General features: G+C 60.4%; 12 protein-coding genes. 1 reads left to right on the top strand and 11 read right to left on the bottom strand.

Translation table 11 applies throughout. From position 1 onward, the window contains the following. Window positions 1-73: 73 nt before the first annotated feature. From pyrF to gyrA, 11 genes are all read right to left on the bottom strand, one after another. Window positions 74-769, bottom strand: coding sequence for an orotidine-5'-phosphate decarboxylase (gene pyrF / locus A0251_RS15290; RefSeq protein WP_062817704.1), 696 nt, complete (start codon window positions 767-769; stop codon window positions 74-76). Window positions 770-1,095: 326 nt separating this feature from the next. Next, window positions 1,096-2,265, bottom strand: coding sequence for a lipopolysaccharide assembly protein LapB (gene lapB, locus A0251_RS15285; protein WP_062817703.1), 1,170 nt, complete (start codon window positions 2,263-2,265; stop codon window positions 1,096-1,098). Beyond that, window positions 2,262-2,492, bottom strand: a complete 231-nt coding sequence (locus A0251_RS15280; RefSeq protein WP_062817702.1) for a lipopolysaccharide assembly protein LapA domain-containing protein — start codon at window positions 2,490-2,492, stop codon at window positions 2,262-2,264. The genes lapB and A0251_RS15280 overlap by 4 nt, the downstream gene beginning before the upstream one ends. A gap of 50 nt (window positions 2,493-2,542) precedes the next feature. Beyond that, window positions 2,543-2,893: an integration host factor subunit beta gene (ihfB, locus tag A0251_RS15275; RefSeq protein ID WP_062817701.1), complete on the bottom strand. Its 351-nt coding sequence runs from the start codon at window positions 2,891-2,893 to the stop codon at window positions 2,543-2,545. A 68-nt stretch (window positions 2,894-2,961) separates the two neighbouring features. Beyond that, window positions 2,962-4,644, bottom strand: coding sequence for a 30S ribosomal protein S1 (gene rpsA / locus A0251_RS15270; RefSeq protein ID WP_062817700.1), 1,683 nt, complete (start codon window positions 4,642-4,644; stop codon window positions 2,962-2,964). A gap of 182 nt (window positions 4,645-4,826) precedes the next feature. Next, a complete protein-coding gene (gene cmk, locus A0251_RS15265) occupies window positions 4,827-5,510 on the bottom strand; it encodes a (d)CMP kinase (protein ID WP_062817699.1) in 684 nt (227 codons plus the stop codon). Then, window positions 5,507-7,774 (bottom strand): bifunctional prephenate dehydrogenase/3-phosphoshikimate 1-carboxyvinyltransferase, encoded by a 2,268-nt coding sequence (locus tag A0251_RS15260; protein WP_062817698.1) that lies wholly within the window; start codon window positions 7,772-7,774, stop codon window positions 5,507-5,509. The genes cmk and A0251_RS15260 overlap by 4 nt, the downstream gene beginning before the upstream one ends. Window positions 7,775-7,902: 128 nt before the next feature. Continuing rightward, window positions 7,903-9,015 (bottom strand): histidinol-phosphate transaminase, encoded by a 1,113-nt coding sequence (gene hisC / locus A0251_RS15255; RefSeq protein WP_062817697.1) that lies wholly within the window; start codon window positions 9,013-9,015, stop codon window positions 7,903-7,905. 199 nt (window positions 9,016-9,214) lie between these two features. Further along, complete coding sequence (gene pheA / locus A0251_RS15250; RefSeq protein ID WP_062817696.1) at window positions 9,215-10,297, bottom strand: prephenate dehydratase; 1,083 nt, start codon at window positions 10,295-10,297, stop codon at window positions 9,215-9,217. 12 nt (window positions 10,298-10,309) lie between these two features. Then, on the bottom strand, window positions 10,310-11,392 hold the full coding sequence (gene serC / locus A0251_RS15245; protein WP_062817695.1) for a 3-phosphoserine/phosphohydroxythreonine transaminase: 1,083 nt from the start codon (window positions 11,390-11,392) through the stop codon (window positions 10,310-10,312). 173 nt (window positions 11,393-11,565) lie between these two features. Continuing rightward, a complete protein-coding gene (gyrA, locus tag A0251_RS15240; protein WP_062817694.1) occupies window positions 11,566-14,322 on the bottom strand; it encodes a DNA gyrase subunit A in 2,757 nt (918 codons plus the stop codon). A 326-nt stretch (window positions 14,323-14,648) separates the two neighbouring features. Between gyrA and A0251_RS15235 the strand changes: the two genes are divergently transcribed. Beyond that, window positions 14,649-15,992 carry a TRZ/ATZ family hydrolase gene (locus tag A0251_RS15235; RefSeq protein WP_062817693.1) on the top strand — a complete coding sequence of 448 codons (1,344 nt, stop codon included), beginning with the start codon at window positions 14,649-14,651 and terminating at the stop codon, window positions 15,990-15,992. Window positions 15,993-15,996 lie beyond the last annotated feature (4 nt).

The following is a 15,996-nucleotide window of genomic DNA, read 5'->3' as shown; positions in this document are numbered from 1 at the left end:
TATTGGAGTCCACACCATAGAAAGTCCGTGGCAGGGAAGTTATCAGCCGGAGGTGACGGATGACGTAAGCGGCTCAGGCAAGGCTCTGTAATATCTCGTCCACGACCGCTGTAGGCTTGGCAGCCTGGGTAATCGGTCGACCGATTACCATATAGTCCACACCCGCATCCCGGGCCTGTAGCGGGGTCAACACGCGGCGCTGGTCGCCGGCGTCGGCGCCTGCAGGCCGGATACCCGGGGTAACGAGCTCAAATTGGCGGCCGCAGGCATCCTTGAGCATGGCAGCTTCCCTGGCAGAGCACACCACCCCGTCCATGCCAGAACGTTTGGCCAGCTCGGCCAGGCGCTGCACCTGCACGTTGGGCTCGTCCATCACGCCGATTTGCTCCAGGTCGGCCCCTTCCATGCTGGTCAGCACGGTCACCGCAATCAGGTGGGGACGGCTGGCGTGGTTGGCGATGGCATTGGCGGCGGCTTCCATCATCCGCTGGCCGCCGCTGGCATGAACATTGACCATCCACACGCCCAGATCGGCCGCTGCCGCCACGGCACCAGCCACGGTATTGGGGATGTCATGGAATTTCAGGTCGAGGAACACCTCGAACCCTTTGCTGTGCAATCCCTCCACAATGGCCGGGCCACTGCGGGTAAAGATTTCCTTGCCCACCTTGACGCGTACCTTGGCCGGATCCAGCTGATCAGCCATGGCCAGCGCCCGGGCGGCATCGGGATAGTCCAGGGCGACAATGACAGGGCTGGAGATGGGCATGGCGATTTCCTGAGTGGCGGGTGGGCGTGGGTATGGTAGGCGTTGGGTTAAGCGGGTTCAAGAATTGCCAGGGCACGCTTTGATCGTCATGCAAACGGTTCCTGTAGGAGCTCCACTCGAGGTGCGAACCGAACGTAGCGAGGCAACCCCAGGAAGATCACTCTTTAGCGACCTGTAGAGCCCGGAAATGCCTGATCGCCCTGCGGTCGATTCCGTGCTTCGCACGGTTCGTCCCTCAAGAGGAACTCCTACAGCGGCTTCGTGAGAAATGACGAAGCCCTGGGAACTTCCAGACACTGCCAATCCAATCGAGGGTAGCTCGTAGCCTAGACTTCCTTCACCACCGGCTTGATGGACCCCCAGCGCTTGCAGCTTGGGCAGCGCCATTGCATCAAGGGGGTTTCGAAACCGCAGCGACGGCATTTGTAGAGACTCTTGTCGTTGAGCAATTGCTCGGACAATTGCTTGAGCACTCCCAGGTGCTCGCGGGCCTCCCCTTCTGCACTGCCGGCCAGGCTCATGTCGATGATCCGGTTGAGGCCACGCACAGAAGGATTCGCTTTCATGTATTCAGCAATGAAATCCGCCGCTTCCTTGTCGCCGTAACGCTCCTTGAGCGCTTCGGAAAGCAGCAGGATGCGGCTGGTGCTGGGTTTTTCGGCACTGTAGTCCGCCAGCATCTGAATAAATTCTTCGTCTTTCTCCTGCTGCTGGTAACAGGTGCGCAGCTTGTCGAGCACTTCATCGAAGAAGTCACTGTCCTGGACCCAGATGCGCTGCAGCCCCTGGATGGCGGCATCCCAATTCTGCTCGCCCATTTCCAGCTCGCCTTCTGCAATGCTGGCTCGTACGCACTGATCATCGAACGACAGGGCCCGGCGCAACATGCGACGGGCTGGATTGATATCGCCGTCACGGCGCAGATTGTCCGCCTGTTCACAGCAATACTGGGCCAGTACCGGCCCCAACGCCGGGCGGCTTTTGATCAGCCGTTCGCCCATGCTGATGGCATTGACCCAGTCCCGCTCCTGCTCGTACAGGCCCATCAGCTGCTGACAGACTTCATCCTTGGCCTGGCAATCCTGATCCAGCATTTCCAGCAGTACCTGCTCGGCCAGATCGAAGATGCCACTGGCCAGATAATCCTGGGCCAGCTCCAGCTGAATTTCTTCCTGTACCGGGCGGCCATAGTCGCCATGTTCCAGCAGGTGGGTATGTAGCTGGGCCGCGCGGTCGAACTCGCCCCGTTTGCGGAACAGCTTGCCCAGGGCCAGGTGGGTATCCAGGCCCTCCTCACTCACATCCAGGCCCTTGAGCAGCGCCTCAATCCCCTTGTCGGGTTCTTCATTAAGAAAGAAGTTGATGCCAGCCACATAATCCTTGGACAGGGACGCCATGCGCCGACGTTGGCGGCGCTTGCTTTCACGCTTGCCGAGAAAAAAACCGGCCGCAATGGCAACAAAGAACAGTGGCAACAGCCAGAAGGATTCACTCATGAAAACAGGCTCTTGAGGCCACGCAGGCCGATACCGGCCAGCAGTCCCAGGAAAAGACCAATAGCCAGTACACCGATCACCAGCACACCCAGCGAGACCTCCCAGTGCCACTGGTAGAACAGCATATCCAGCATCACCAGGTCACGATTGCTGGTGACAAACAGAAAGGCAAAAAGAAATACGGCCACAACGGCCAGAATTACCAGAATCCGGTACAGGTTTCGCATCGAAAGGTTCCCTCTTTACTGGCCAGGACGCTGCCAGGCGATAACGGGGTTTAGTTAACCGCAGCCTGATTGCCGCTGGCGCCATTATCAACACCTTCACCACTGTCTTCATGCAGTGAATCGTTAACGCGCTCGCGCAGCTCTTTGCCGGGTTTGAAGTGGGGAACGTATTTGCCGTGCAGCTCGACGCTGGCACCGGTCTTGGGATTGCGTCCCACGCGGGGCGCACGAAAATGGAGGGAAAAACTGCCGAAGCCGCGTATTTCGATACGACCTCCGCCGGCCAGAGAATCGGCCATCTGTTCGATAAGCGTTTTGACTGCCAGCTCCACATCCTTGGGCGACAACTGGTTTTGCCGATCGGCAATCCGCTCAATCAATTCCGACTTGGTTAACGCCATTACAGCCTGCTCCCTGGGCTCCCAGCCCAGTGGGACCGGCACGATGCCGGTCCCCGGGAGGAGCCGTATTATGACTCGTTGCTGCTTTCCATCTGCTTCTTGATCAGGTCACCGATGGTCTTCGGCGCATTGGCGTCCTGCTGTTCAGACAGTCCGTCAATGGCTTCACGCTCGTCGGCCTGGTCCTTCGCTTTGATGGACAAGCTCAGAACACGGTTCTTGCGATCAACGTTGGTGATTTTCGCTTCCACTTCGTCACCGACGTTAAGCACTTCGGTCGCATCGTTAACGCGGTCGCGGCTGATTTCGCTGGCACGCAGGGTACCTTCCACGTTCTCGGCAAGCTCAACGGTGGCTGCTTTCGCGTCTACCGATTTGATCACGCCCTTGACGATTGCGCCCTTGTCATTAGCAGCAACATACTGAGCAAACGGATCGTCTGTCAACTGCTTGATACCCAAGGAAATTCTTTCGCGCTCTGCGTCGATGGACAGAACCACGGTTTCCAGCTCGTCACCCTTGTTGAAGTTACGCACGGCATCTTCGCCCTGCTCTTCCCAGGAAATGTCGGACAGGTGCACCAGACCGTCGATGCCGCCTTCCAGACCGATGAAGATACCGAAGTCAGTGATGGACTTGATCTTGCCGGAAATGCGCTCGCCTTTCTGGTATTTCTGCTCGAAGGCATCCCACGGGTTGGACTGGCACTGCTTGATACCCAGGGAAATACGACGACGGTCCTGATCGATGTCCAGGATCATCACTTCCACTTCGTCGCCGATCTCTACAACCTTGGACGGGTGGATGTTCTTGTTGGTCCAATCCATTTCGGATACGTGAACCAGACCCTCTACACCCTCTTCGATTTCGGCGAAGCAGCCGTAATCGGTCAGGTTGGTCACCTTCGCCTTCACGCGGGTGCCTTCCGGGTACTTGCCCACGATATCGTGCCACGGATCTTCGCCCAGCTGCTTCAGACCCAGGGAGACACGCATCTTCTCGCGGTCGAACTTGAGTACCTTGACGTCGATTTCCTGGCCAACTTCCACGATCTCGCTCGGATGCTTGATGCGCTTCCAGGCCATGTCGGTGATGTGCAGCAGGCCGTCGATGCCACCCAGGTCCACGAACGCACCGTAGTCGGTCAGGTTCTTCACGATACCTTTGACTTCCATGCCTTCCTGGAGGGTTTCCAGCAGCTGCTCACGCTCGGCGCTGTGCTCGGCTTCCATCACGGCACGACGGGAAACCACCACGTTGTTGCGCTTGGGATCCAGTTTGATGACCTTGAAATCCAGCTCTTTGCCTTCCAGGTGCGCCACATCGCGTACCGGACGGATGTCTACCAGGGAGCCCGGCAGGAACGCACGGATCGGGCCGATATCGACAGTGAAGCCACCCTTCACCTTGCCGGAAATCATACCTTTTACGATCTCGTCTTCGTCGAAAGCTTTTTCCAGCTCGCCCCAGACTTCGGCGCGCTTGGCTTTTTCACGGGACAGGCGGGTGAAGCCCATGCCATCGTCGATGGCGTCTACGGCTACATCAACTTCATCGCCTTCAGCGATTTCCAGCTCGCCTGCCTCGTTAATGAATTCTTCGCGGGCAATAATGCCTTCGGATTTCAGGCCTGCGTTAACGGTTACCCAGTCGCTATCGATGGATACAACAGTACCCTTGATGATGGAGCCACGGGCAACGTCCAGGTCCTTAAGGCTTTCTTCAAAGAGATCAGCAAAAGATTCGGTCATGAAATTCACTCTGTATTTAAGTCACATGCCAACCAGCAGACATGGGTTAGTCAACGAAAGCGATCCACCCTCCCCCAGCTGGCTTACTTTTTCAGGGTCGAGCAGATCAACCGCTTTTACACAAAATCAGAATCCCCCCTCGACACGGATTGCCGAAGGAGTTCGATGGCGTGTGTGCTGCCTTACACCAGTTGGCGGGCGGCAGCCTCATCAAGAATCCGGTCGACCACGTCATCAACCGACAGGGTGGTGGAATCTATCACCACGGCATCGTCTGCCGGGCATAGAGGTGCCACCTCACGGTTCATGTCACGGTCATCCCGGGTGCGGATGTCCTCAACGAGGGTCGCGAGGGTAGCACCAAAGCCCTTTTCCTTCAACTGCTCAAAGCGCCGTCTGGCGCGCTCTTCAGCGCTGGCGGTGAGGTAAATCTTGAGGGGGGCGGAGGTAAACACCACGGTGCCCATATCGCGGCCATCAGCCACCAGGCCGGGGGCTTCGGCAAAGGCACGCTGGCGGGCCAGCAGGGCATCACGGACCGGCTGCAGCACGGCAACCTGGCTGGCCAGCTCGCCGACGCTTTCCTGACGGATAATGTTGGACACATCCTCACCGTCCAGAATCACCGCCGTATCCCCCTGCTGCTCCACAAAACGGACCGGCAGGGACTGGGCCATGGCCACCAGGGCGGCTTCATCATCCAGGGCAACCCCTTGATTTCTCGCGTGATACCCCAGCACCCGGTAGAGGGCGCCGGAATCCAGCAGATGCCAGCCAAGACGGGCCGCCACCAGACGGGCCACGGTCCCTTTTCCGGAGGAAACCGGTCCGTCGATGGTCAATACAGCGGTGGACGGAGCAGTCATTTCACCTCCAGGTTCAGGCCCGCGTGGGCTGCCAGCTGGGCAAAGCCCGGGAAGCTGGTGGCCACATTGGCGCAGTCATTGATCGTAATCGGGCCAGAGGCGCGCAGGGACGCCATGGCAAAGCTCATGGCAATACGGTGATCGCCGTGGGACTGGATCTCGCCGCCAGCAAAGGGGCCGCCGCTGATGCGAATGCCGTCCTCGAAGACCTCGTGATCCACGCCCAGCGCGGCCAGACCGTCGGCCATCACCTGGATGCGGTCGGACTCTTTCACCCGCAGCTCTTCCGCCCCCCGCAGGATGGTGTCTCCTTCGGCACAGGCGGCGGCAATGAAAATGGCGGGAAACTCGTCGATGGCCAGCGGAACCAGCTCTTCCGGGATGTCGATGCCCTTGAGCGGTGCGGATTTGACGACGATGTCAGCCACCGGCTCACCGCCGGCATCTCGCTGGTTTTCCAGGCGGATATCCGCCCCCATCAGCTTGAGAATGTCGATCACGCCGGTACGGGTCGGGTTGATGCCCACGTGGGGTAGCGTCAGCTCACTGCCTTCGGCAATGGAGGCGCCCACCAGGAAGAAGGCCGCCGAGGAGATGTCCGCGGGCACCTCCAGCTTGCAGGCGGTGAGTGTGCCACCACCGGTCAACGCGCTGGTGGCGCCGTCGCGGCGCACGTCATAGCCAAAACCACCCAGCATTCGCTCGGTGTGGTCACGGGTGGGTGCCGGCTCGGTGACCGAGGTCTCCCCTTCCGCATACAGGCCACCCAGCAGCACGGCGGATTTTACCTGGGCGGAAGCCATGGGCAGGTCGTAATGGATGCCCTTGAGGGGCTGACCACCGCGAATGCGCACCGGCGGCCGGCCTTCGTTACCCGTGGTGATCTGCGCCCCCATGTCACGCAGGGGGCGGGCCACCCGCTCCATGGGGCGTTTGGACAGGGAGGCATCGCCGGTGAGCTCCACATCAAAGGCCTGTCCGGCCAGCAAGCCGGTGAGCAGGCGCATGGAGGTGCCGGAGTTGCCCATGTAGAGCGGTTTGCCCGGTGCCTTGAGACCGTGCAGACCCACCCCGTGAATGGTGACTTGGCCGTTGTGGGGGCCTTCGATAACCACGCCCATATCGCGGAATGCCTGCAGCGTTGCCAGGGCATCCTCGCCTTCCAGAAACCCTTCCACCCGGGTCACGCCCTCGGCCAGGGAGCCGAGCATGATGGAACGGTGGGACATGGACTTGTCACCGGGTACCCGTACCCGGCCAGTGAGTCGGCCACCCGGCGTCACCACAAAGGTGGGGTTGGCATGCTTGCTGTGAGAGGCACTGTGAATGGTGCTGTCTGTCATGGTTGTGTCGTCACCTGAATGATGGGCGCGGGTATAGGAGGTGCGCTCGTTCATGGCCAAAAAATGGGCCCGGGCCGAATTGGCGCGGGTCATGATGCCCATCAGGGCATCGGAATCATCGTCGCTGACCGCCTGGCGGAAGCGGGAAATACCGTCGCTAAACAGGTCCAGGGACTGCAGCAGCGCGGCCTTGTTCTCACGAAAAATATCGTGCCACATCAGCGGATCGGAGCTGGCGATACGGGTGAAGTCGCGAAAACCGCCGGCAGCATAGCGGAAGATCTCCGTGGAGTCGCCCTGCCGGGCCAGGGTATCCACCAGCGAAAAGGCCAGTAGATGGGGCAAATGGCTGGTTTCCGCCAGGACCTGATCGTGGTAATCCGGCGCCATCTGCAGCACTTCCGCCCCCATGGCGGTCCAGATTGCCCGCACCCGGGCAGTGGCCGCCGGGTCCGTGGCCTCGGTGGGGGTCAGGATGACCCGGTGGTCCCGGTACAGATCCGCATCGGCAGCACCAACGCCGCTCTTTTCCTTGCCGGCAATGGGGTGACCGGGCACGAAGCGGGAGACATGCTCACCCAGTGACTCACGGGCCGCGGTGATCACATTGCCTTTGACACTGCCACCATCCGTGATGATTGCCGTGCGGGACAGGCCCGGTTTCAGCGCACTCAACACCTTGCCCATGGCAGAAACGGGCGTGGAGACAAACACCAGATCGGCGCCCTTGACCGCCTCAGCCAGATCCTGGCTGCCTTCGTCGACAACACCTAAAGCAATCCCCTGCTCCAGCGTCCGCGCCGAGCGAGAACCGGCTACGATTGACGCGGCTAGTCCGTTTTTGCGGGCGGCGGCAGCAAAGGAGCCGCCGATCAGGCCCAGGCCAATAACGGCGATGCGGTTGAATAGGGGTTCAGGCATGACAAACGCCCCCGGTTCGCATTGTAGGAGCACCTCTCGAGGTGCGAACCGAATCTGGCACGGCATGCCGCAAGCAGGTTCGCACCTCAAGAGGTGCTCCTACAGCGGGCATTTCCAAGGTTTTGGCATTACCCATCCGCCATTTCCTTCAACACATGTTTGAGGGCTTGCAAGAAACGCTCGTTCTCGCGGCTGGTGCCCACGGTCACGCGCAGGAAGTTCGGCATGCCGTAGCCTCCCAGAGGACGCACAATCACGCCTTCGCGCAACAACGCCTGGTACACCGGCATGGCGTCGCGGCCACAGTCGAAAGCGATGAAGTTGGCCACCGAGGGAATCTGCTCAAGATGGAGCTTTTGCAAGCCCTCCGCGATTTGCACCAGGCCGCTGGTGTTTTCACTGCGGGAGTTCTCGATGTGATCGTCATCGGACAAGGCGGCTTCGGCTGCCACCATGGCCGGAGTATTGACGTTGAACGGCTGGCGCACCCGGTTCAGCACATCGGCAATCTGCGGATTAGAGACGCCATAGCCGATACGCAGGCCGGCCAGGCCATGGATCTTGGAAAAAGTCCGCGTTACCACCAGGTTCGGGTATTTTTGCAGGCGCTCGATGCCATTCGGGTAGTGGCTTTCTTCCACATATTCGAAGTAGGCCTCGTCCAGCACCACGATCACCCGCTCCGGGATGCGCGACAGGAACTCGTCCAGGGCGTGGGCGTTAAACCAGGTGCCCGTGGGGTTGTTCGGGTTTGCCACGAAAATCACCCGGGTGCGTTCAGTCACCGCCTCGGCCATGGCGGCCAGATCGTGGCCATAGAGATTGGACGGCACTGCCACCGGCATGGCATTACAGGCCAGGGTCACCAGCGGATACACCGCAAAGGCATACTCGGAAAAAATCGCTTCATCGCCGGGCTGCAGGTAGGCCCGGGCGATCAGGTCCAGCACATCGTTGGAGCCGTTTCCCAGGGTCAGCTGACGGGTTTGCACCCCCAGCTTTTCCGCCAACGCCGCCTTCAGGGAAAAACCCGCGCCATCCGGGTACAGGTGCAGCTCATGCAGGTGTTTGAGTGCATGCAGGGCCTCGTGACTGGCGCCCAGAGGGTTTTCGTTGCTGGCCAGTTTGACGATGTCGGTGAGGCCCAGCTCCCGCTCCAGCTCCTCAATAGGCTTGCCAGGTTCATAGGGCTTGAGCTGCTGAACGCCACTGTTGGCGAGTTCGATGTAATCGCAAGTCATGATGACTCCTTTGCCTGCCTGAGCGGCACGCCTGGCGAATTCAATGGGCTCTATCTAACGCTTGGCGCTTGGTGCCATCCACGGGCATCTTCACCAAGCACGCCTCAAAACCACTGTAGGAGCCATGCTTGCATGGCGAATTACCGAAACCTTCGCCATGCGAGCATGGCTCCTACGGTCACACTATCCTGAAGACGGACTACAGCACTGCCTTGGGGTACGAGCCCAGCAGCTTGATGGTGTTGCCGGCCGCTTCCAGCTTGTCCAGTACCGGCTGCAGCTTGCCATCTTCCTTGTGCCCTTCGCAGTCCACGAAGAACACATAACTCCAATTGGACGTCCGTGACGGGCGGGATTCAAGCCGGGTCAGGTTGATACCTTCATCCCGGAACGGTGCCAGCACCTCATAAAGCAGGCCCGGGCGGTTCTTGCCGCTGATCATCAGGCTGGTCTTGTCGTTGCCGGACGGTGGGGTGTCCTGGCGGCCGATGATGATGAAGCGGGTGGTATTGTCCGGACGATCTTCGATGTTGCGCTGCACCGCTTCCAGGCCATACAGCTCTTCGGCCATTTCCCCGGCAATGGCCAGGGCATTCCATTCGTCCTTCAGGCGACGGGCCGCTTCCGCGTTGGAGCTGACGGCAATGCGCTCGACGCCCGGCATATGGGCATCCAGCCACTGGCGGCACTGGGCCAGGGTCTGCTGATGGGAATAGACCCGGGTCACCTTGTCACGGCGGGTGTGTTCACCGGCCAACAGGTGATGGTGGATACGCAGCTCCACTTCGCCACAGATTTTCAGGCTGGAGGTCATGAAGGTGTCCAGGGTGTGGTTGACCACCCCTTCGGTGGAGTTTTCCACCGGCACCACCCCGTAGTGAGCGGCCCCGGCTTCCACTTCCCGGAACACTTCATCAATGGCACCCAGCGGGACGCTTTCCACCGCATGACCGAAATGCTTGAGCGCCGCCTGCTGGGTAAAGGTGCCTTCCGGCCCCAGAAAAGCCACTTTCATGCGCTGTTCCAGGGCCAGGCAGGCGCTCATGATTTCACGGAAAAACCGCGCCATGGTTTCGCCATCCAGCGGCCCCTGGTTGCGCTCTTTGACCCGGCGCAGCACCTGGGCTTCCCGCTCCGGACGGTAGAACACCGGGTTGGGATCCGTGGCGATCTTCACCTCGGCCACCTTGTGAGCCAGGGTGGCACGCTCGTTGAGCAGGTCCTGCAGCCGCTGGTCCAGCTGGTCGATCTGATCACGCAAATTTTCGAGAGATTCGGTCATGGCGGTCCCCGCTCAGCCGTTGCGTTTTTCGAAGTCCGCCATAAAGGCGATCAGCGTATCCACTGCGGCTTCCGGTACCGCATTGTAGATACTGGCGCGCATGCCCCCCACGCTACGGTGGCCCTTCAGGTTCAACAGGCCGGCCTTGTCCGCTTCGCTGAGGAACTGTTTGTCCAGGTTGGCATCGGCCAGCACGAAGGGCACATTCATCCAGCTGCGGCTGATTGTCTCCACCGGGTTGCTGTAGAAGCCACTGTTATCAATAAAACCATACAGCTTTTCGGCCTTGCGCTGGTTGGTTTCTGCCATGTTGGCCACCCCGCCCTGCTTTTTCAGCCACTGGAACACCAGACCGGCCAGATACCAGGCGTAGGTGGGCGGCGTGTTGTACATGCTGCCATTGTCCGCATGGGTCTGATAGTTGAGCATGGCAGGCACATGGGCGCCGGCCTTGCCAAGCAGGTCCTTGCGCACGATGACCAGGGTCAGGCCAGCGGGGCCGATATTCTTCTGGGCGCCGGCATAAATGAGCCCGAACCGGTTCACGTCGATGGGCCGGGAAAGGATGGTGGAGCTCATGTCTGCCACCAGCGGGCTGTCACCCACCTCGGGAATAAAGCTGTACTCCAGCCCCCCGATGGTTTCGTTGGGGCAGTAGTGCACATAGGCCGGATTGGCTGACAACTGCCAGCTGTCCTGGGGCGGCACGGTAGTGAAATGCGTGTCTTCACTGCTGGCAGCCACATTGATGTTGCCGTAGCGGCCCGCTTCCTTGATGGCTTTTTTCGACCACTGCCCGGTGTTGATGTAATCCGCGGTTTGCCCTTCGCCCAGCAGGTTCATGGGCACCATGGCAAATTGCGTGGAGGCACCGCCCTGCAGAAACAGCACGGCGTAATCCTCGCTGATACCCATGAGATCGCGCAGATCCTGCTCCGCCCTTTCGGCAATCTCCACGAACACCTTGTCCCGATGGCTCATTTCCATGATGGACAGGCCCATGCCCTGGTAGTCGAGCATTTCCTGACGGGCCTGCTCCAGAACGTCCGTCGGCAGCGCCGCGGGACCTGCGCAGAAGTTATAGGCGCGGGACATGCATTTTCTCCGTGACTAGATTGAAAGTAGCAAACCGGTTAATCAAAGAAGCCCGGTAACACCGGGCTCGGGTTGTTGCTTAAAGTTTCATACGAAGCCGCTGTAGGAGCGTCGCTCGCGGCGCGATAATGCTTGATGCGAGTAAATCGCGCCGCAAGCGACGCTCCTACAGGTTATTCCTCGGCGTCGTCGGAGGCGTCAGACTCCGGTGCTTCAGAAGTGACATCCCCTTCTTCCAGCACCTCACCTTCTTCGATGTCTTCCTCGTCGCCTTCCAGCTCGGGGATGGTGGCCAGGCCACACAGTTTCTCGCCCTCGCCCAGACGAATCAGGCGCACGCCCTGGGTGTTACGGCCGGACGTACTGATCTGGTCCACACCGGTACGCACCAGGGTGCCCTGGTTGGAAATCAGCATGATGTCCTCGCCACCGAACACCTGGGTGGCACCGACCAGTTCACCGTTACGCTCGTTGATCACCATGGCAATCACACCCTGGCCACCACGGCCTTTGGTGGGGTACTCGGTGAGCGGGGTACGCTTGCCGTAGCCATTTTCGGAAGCGGTCAGGATCTGGCCCTCTTCCTGCGGCACGATCAGGGAAATCACGTCCACCCCTTCGGCCAGCTTGATGCCACGCACACCACGAGCCAGACGGCTCATGACGCGCACCTTGGACTGATGGAAACGCACGGCCTTGCCGTTGCGCGCCACCAGCATCACATCTTCATCGCCGTGGGTAATGGCCACATTCACCAGATGTTCGCCTTCCTGCAGCTTCACGGCGATCAGGCCGGAGCTGCGCGGACGGGCAAAGTTGGCCAGGGCAGTACGCTTGACGATGCCGCTGGAGGTGGCCATGAAAATAAACGGACCCGGCACGGTATCGACCACGGCCTCGGCCTCATCGCCGTCTACCGTCTCGTCGATCACCTCATCCGCATCAATCACATCGTCTTCGTCCGCTTCCGTTTCCACGCCGGCGGCTTTCTGCTGACGCACCATTTCCGCGTCCAGACGCAGGATGGCGGTAATGCGTTCGTCATTGCCCAGGGCCGGCAGCAGATTGACGATGGGCTTGCCACGGGACGCGCGACCACCCTGGGGCAGCTCGAAGGTACGCAACCAGAACACCTTGCCCGCGTCAGTGAACAGCAACAGGGTGTCGTGGGTACCCGCCACCAGCAGGTGCTCCACGTAATCCTCATCCTTCAGCTGACCAGCGGACTTGCCGCGACCACCGCGCTTCTGGGCCCGGTAGGTGTCGATAGGCTGCATCTTGGCGTAACCCCCATTGGACAGGGTCACCACCACGGTTTCTTCAGCGATCAGGTCTTCCATGCTCAGATCGAGACGGGACGTGACGATTTCGGAACGGCGCTCGTCCGCATATTCCTCGCGGATCGCTTTCAGCTCGTCACGAATGACCTGCATCAGGCGCTGCGGGTCCGCCAGGATCAGCATCAGCTCGGCAATCTGCTCCAGCAGCTCCTGATAATCACTGATCAGTTTTTCCCGCTCCAGGCCCGTCAGCTTCTGCAGGCGCAGATCCAGGATCGCCTGGGCCTGTTCCGGGCTCAGGTAATACAGGCCCTCACGCAGGCCGTACTGCTCGTCCAGGCCATCCGGACGGGCCGCATTTTCACCACCGGCACGCTCCAGCATTTGCATCACGTCGCCGGGAGTCCAGCCCTTGGCCAACAACTTCTCTTTGGCTTCCGCGCCGCTGGGAGAGCCCTTGATCAGCTCGATCACCGGATCGATGTTGCTCAGCGCCACTGCCAGACCTTCCAGCAGGTGGGCCTTTTCCCGGGCCTTGCGCAGCTCGAATACGGTACGACGGGTCACCACTTCCCGGCGGTGACGGATAAAGGCATCCAGCAATTCGCGCAGGTTCAGGGTCTTCGGCTGGCCATCGACCAATGCCACGGTGTTGATACCGAAAACCGTCTCCATCTGGGTCTGCTGATAGAGATTGTTCAGCACCACTTCCGCGTTTTCGCCACGGCGCAGCTCGATCACGATGCGCATGCCTTCCTTATCGGACTCGTCACGCAGCTCGGTGATGCCTTCGATCTTCTTGTCTTTCACCAGCTCGGCGATCTTCTCGATCAACCGTGCCTTGTTCACCTGATAGGGGATCTCGTGAACAATGATGGCTTCCTTGCCACTCTTGTCAGTCTGCTCGATTTCGGCGCGGGCGCGCATGTACACGCGGCCACGGCCGGTGCGGTAGGCCTGCACAATCCCGGCGCGGCCATTAATGATGCCGGCGGTGGGGAAATCCGGGCCCTTGATGTATTCCATCAGGTCGTCCGGCGTCAGGCTGTCGTCATCGATCAACGCCAGACAGCCATCCACCACTTCGCCCAGGTTATGGGGCGGAATATTGGTGGCCATGCCCACGGCTATACCGGAGGAGCCGTTTACCAGCAGATTGGGCACCCGGGTGGGCATCACATCGGGAATCTTTTCCGTGCCGTCGTAGTTGTCGACGAAATCCACGGTTTCCTTGTCCAGATCGGCCAGCAGTTCGTGGGCGATCTTGGCCATGCGCACTTCGGTGTAACGCATGGCGGCAGCGGAATCCCCGTCGATGGAACCGAAGTTACCCTGGCCATCCACCAGCATGTAGCGCAGGGAAAACGGCTGCGCCATCCGCACGATGGTGTCGTACACGGCGGAGTCACCATGGGGGTGGTACTTACCGATTACGTCACCGACCACACGGGCAGACTTCTTGTAGGGCTTGTTCCAGTCGTTGTTCAGCTCGTGCATGGCGAACAGCACCCGGCGGTGCACCGGCTTGAGGCCGTCGCGCACGTCCGGCAGTGCCCGTCCCACAATCACGCTCATGGCGTAATCCAGGTACGACTGCTTGAGTTCGTCTTCGATGTTGACCGGGGTAACTTCTCTGGCGAGATCCGTCATAGCGATCCTTACTTTCCACAAGTATCGGAAAAGCCCCTGCGGCTTTCCCAAGCCGGCCCCGGATCGGGGCCGATTTCACAGCGTGCCCATGGCACCCTGTGCAGTCTGTTCTTATAGCAGCCCGCTCGCTGCCGACAGCGGCGGACCGGGCGTACATTCCCGCTTCTGGCACGAAGCCCGGAAAAGCCCCGGATGATAGCACACCCGGAGGGCTTCGGCGCCATAGTCAGACGCCATTGATGCAGAGGCGACCAAACAAGGGCAAGAGCGCCTCTGACACGCTATACTGCGGCGAAAATTGCCCCACCCTCTTCAAGGAGTTGTGCATGAGCGACAATCAGGCTGACCTGATCGTCCACGCCCGCTGGATTGCCCCGGTTGCGCAGAATCAGGCGCCCCATGCCGAGGTACTGGAACACCATGCCCTGGTCGTCCGTGATGGCCAGATTGTCGACCTGCTGCCCAGCGCACTGGCCAATGAGAAGTGGCAGGCCGAGACAGTCCAGCGGCTGGACAGTCACCTGCTGATCCCGGGCCTGATCAATGCCCATACCCATGCGGCCATGAACCTGCTGCGCGGCATCGCCGATGACCTGCCGCTGATGACCTGGCTGGAAAAGCATATCTGGCCGGCGGAAGGCCAGTTCGTCAGCGAACAGTTTGTCTTCGACGGCACCCGGCTGGCAGCGGCGGAAATGATCCGCTCCGGTACCACCTGCTTTGCTGATCAGTACTTCTTCCCGGCCAGCGCCGCCCGCGCCACCGTGGAAGCCGGGCTGCGCGCCAGCCTGTTTTGCCCAATCCTGGATTTCCCCACCCCCATGGGCGGCGGCCCGGAGGACTACCTGCGCCTGGCCACCGATGCCATGGACGAGTGGCGCCATGATCCGCGCATCCAGATCGGTTTCGGCCCCCACGCGCCCTATACCGTGTCCGATGGCCCGCTGCAGAAGGTGCTGACCCTGGCCGAGGAACTGGACGTGCCGATGATGATGCACGTGCACGAAACCGCCGGAGAGATCCAGATGGCGGTGGGCAACACCGGTGAGCGGCCACTCACTCGCCTGAAGAATCTGGGCCTGCTGTCGCCGCGCCTGCTGGCGGTGCATATGACCCAGCTTACCGAAGACGAAATTGCGCTGGTGGCAGAAACCGGCACCCAGGTGGTGCACTGTCCGGAATCCAACCTGAAGCTGGCCAGCGGTTTTGCACCGGTGGAAACGTTGCGCAGGGCCGGTGTCAATGTGGCCCTGGGCACCGACGGTGCCGCCAGCAACAACGACCTGGACATGATCGGCGAGGCCCGCACCGCCGCCTTTCTGGGCAAAGGTGTGAGTCTGCAGGCAGATGCCCTGCCCGCCAGCGAGATACTGCAAATGGCCACCCTGAACGGCGCCCGTGCCCTGGGCCGGGACGACCAGCTCGGTTCACTGGAAATTGGCAAGCAGGCGGATATGGTGGCCGTGGATTTGAACCGTCTGGAGACCCAGCCGGTCTATGATCCGGTGGCACAACTGATCTATGCGGCCAGCCGCGATCAGGTGACCCATACCTGGGTGGGAGGCCGTTGCCTGATGGACAACCGCAAACTCACGACCCTGAACGAAGCCGTGATTCTCAAGAATGCCCAGCAGTGGCAGGAAAAAATTGCCGGAGCCAACAGTGACTGAACAA

The organism is Alcanivorax sp. NBRC 102024 (assembly GCF_001602235.1).
Taxonomy (GTDB): Bacteria; Pseudomonadota; Gammaproteobacteria; order Pseudomonadales; family Alcanivoracaceae; genus Alcanivorax.
This window is presented reverse-complemented; position numbering and strand designations above follow the sequence as displayed.

Bases quoted from the DNA above. Each gene is read 5' to 3' on its own strand.
- pyrF (WP_062817704.1), bottom strand. From the start codon at position 769: ATGCCCATCTCCAGCCCTGTCATTGTCGCCCTGGACTATCCCGATGCC.
- lapB (WP_062817703.1), bottom strand. From the start codon at position 2,265: ATGAGTGAATCCTTCTGGCTGTTGCCACTGTTCTTTGTTGCCATTGCG.
- A0251_RS15280 (WP_062817702.1), bottom strand. From the start codon at position 2,492: ATGCGAAACCTGTACCGGATTCTGGTAATTCTGGCCGTTGTGGCCGTA.
- ihfB (WP_062817701.1), bottom strand. From the start codon at position 2,893: ATGGCGTTAACCAAGTCGGAATTGATTGAGCGGATTGCCGATCGGCAA.
- rpsA (WP_062817700.1), bottom strand. From the start codon at position 4,644: ATGACCGAATCTTTTGCTGATCTCTTTGAAGAAAGCCTTAAGGACCTG.
- cmk (WP_062817699.1), bottom strand. From the start codon at position 5,510: ATGACTGCTCCGTCCACCGCTGTATTGACCATCGACGGACCGGTTTCC.
- A0251_RS15260 (WP_062817698.1), bottom strand. From the start codon at position 7,774: ATGCCTGAACCCCTATTCAACCGCATCGCCGTTATTGGCCTGGGCCTG.
- hisC (WP_062817697.1), bottom strand. From the start codon at position 9,015: ATGACTTGCGATTACATCGAACTCGCCAACAGTGGCGTTCAGCAGCTC.
- pheA (WP_062817696.1), bottom strand. From the start codon at position 10,297: ATGACCGAATCTCTCGAAAATTTGCGTGATCAGATCGACCAGCTGGAC.
- serC (WP_062817695.1), bottom strand. From the start codon at position 11,392: ATGTCCCGCGCCTATAACTTCTGCGCAGGTCCCGCGGCGCTGCCGACG.
- gyrA (WP_062817694.1), bottom strand. From the start codon at position 14,322: ATGACGGATCTCGCCAGAGAAGTTACCCCGGTCAACATCGAAGACGAA.
- A0251_RS15235 (WP_062817693.1), top strand. From the start codon at position 14,649: ATGAGCGACAATCAGGCTGACCTGATCGTCCACGCCCGCTGGATTGCC.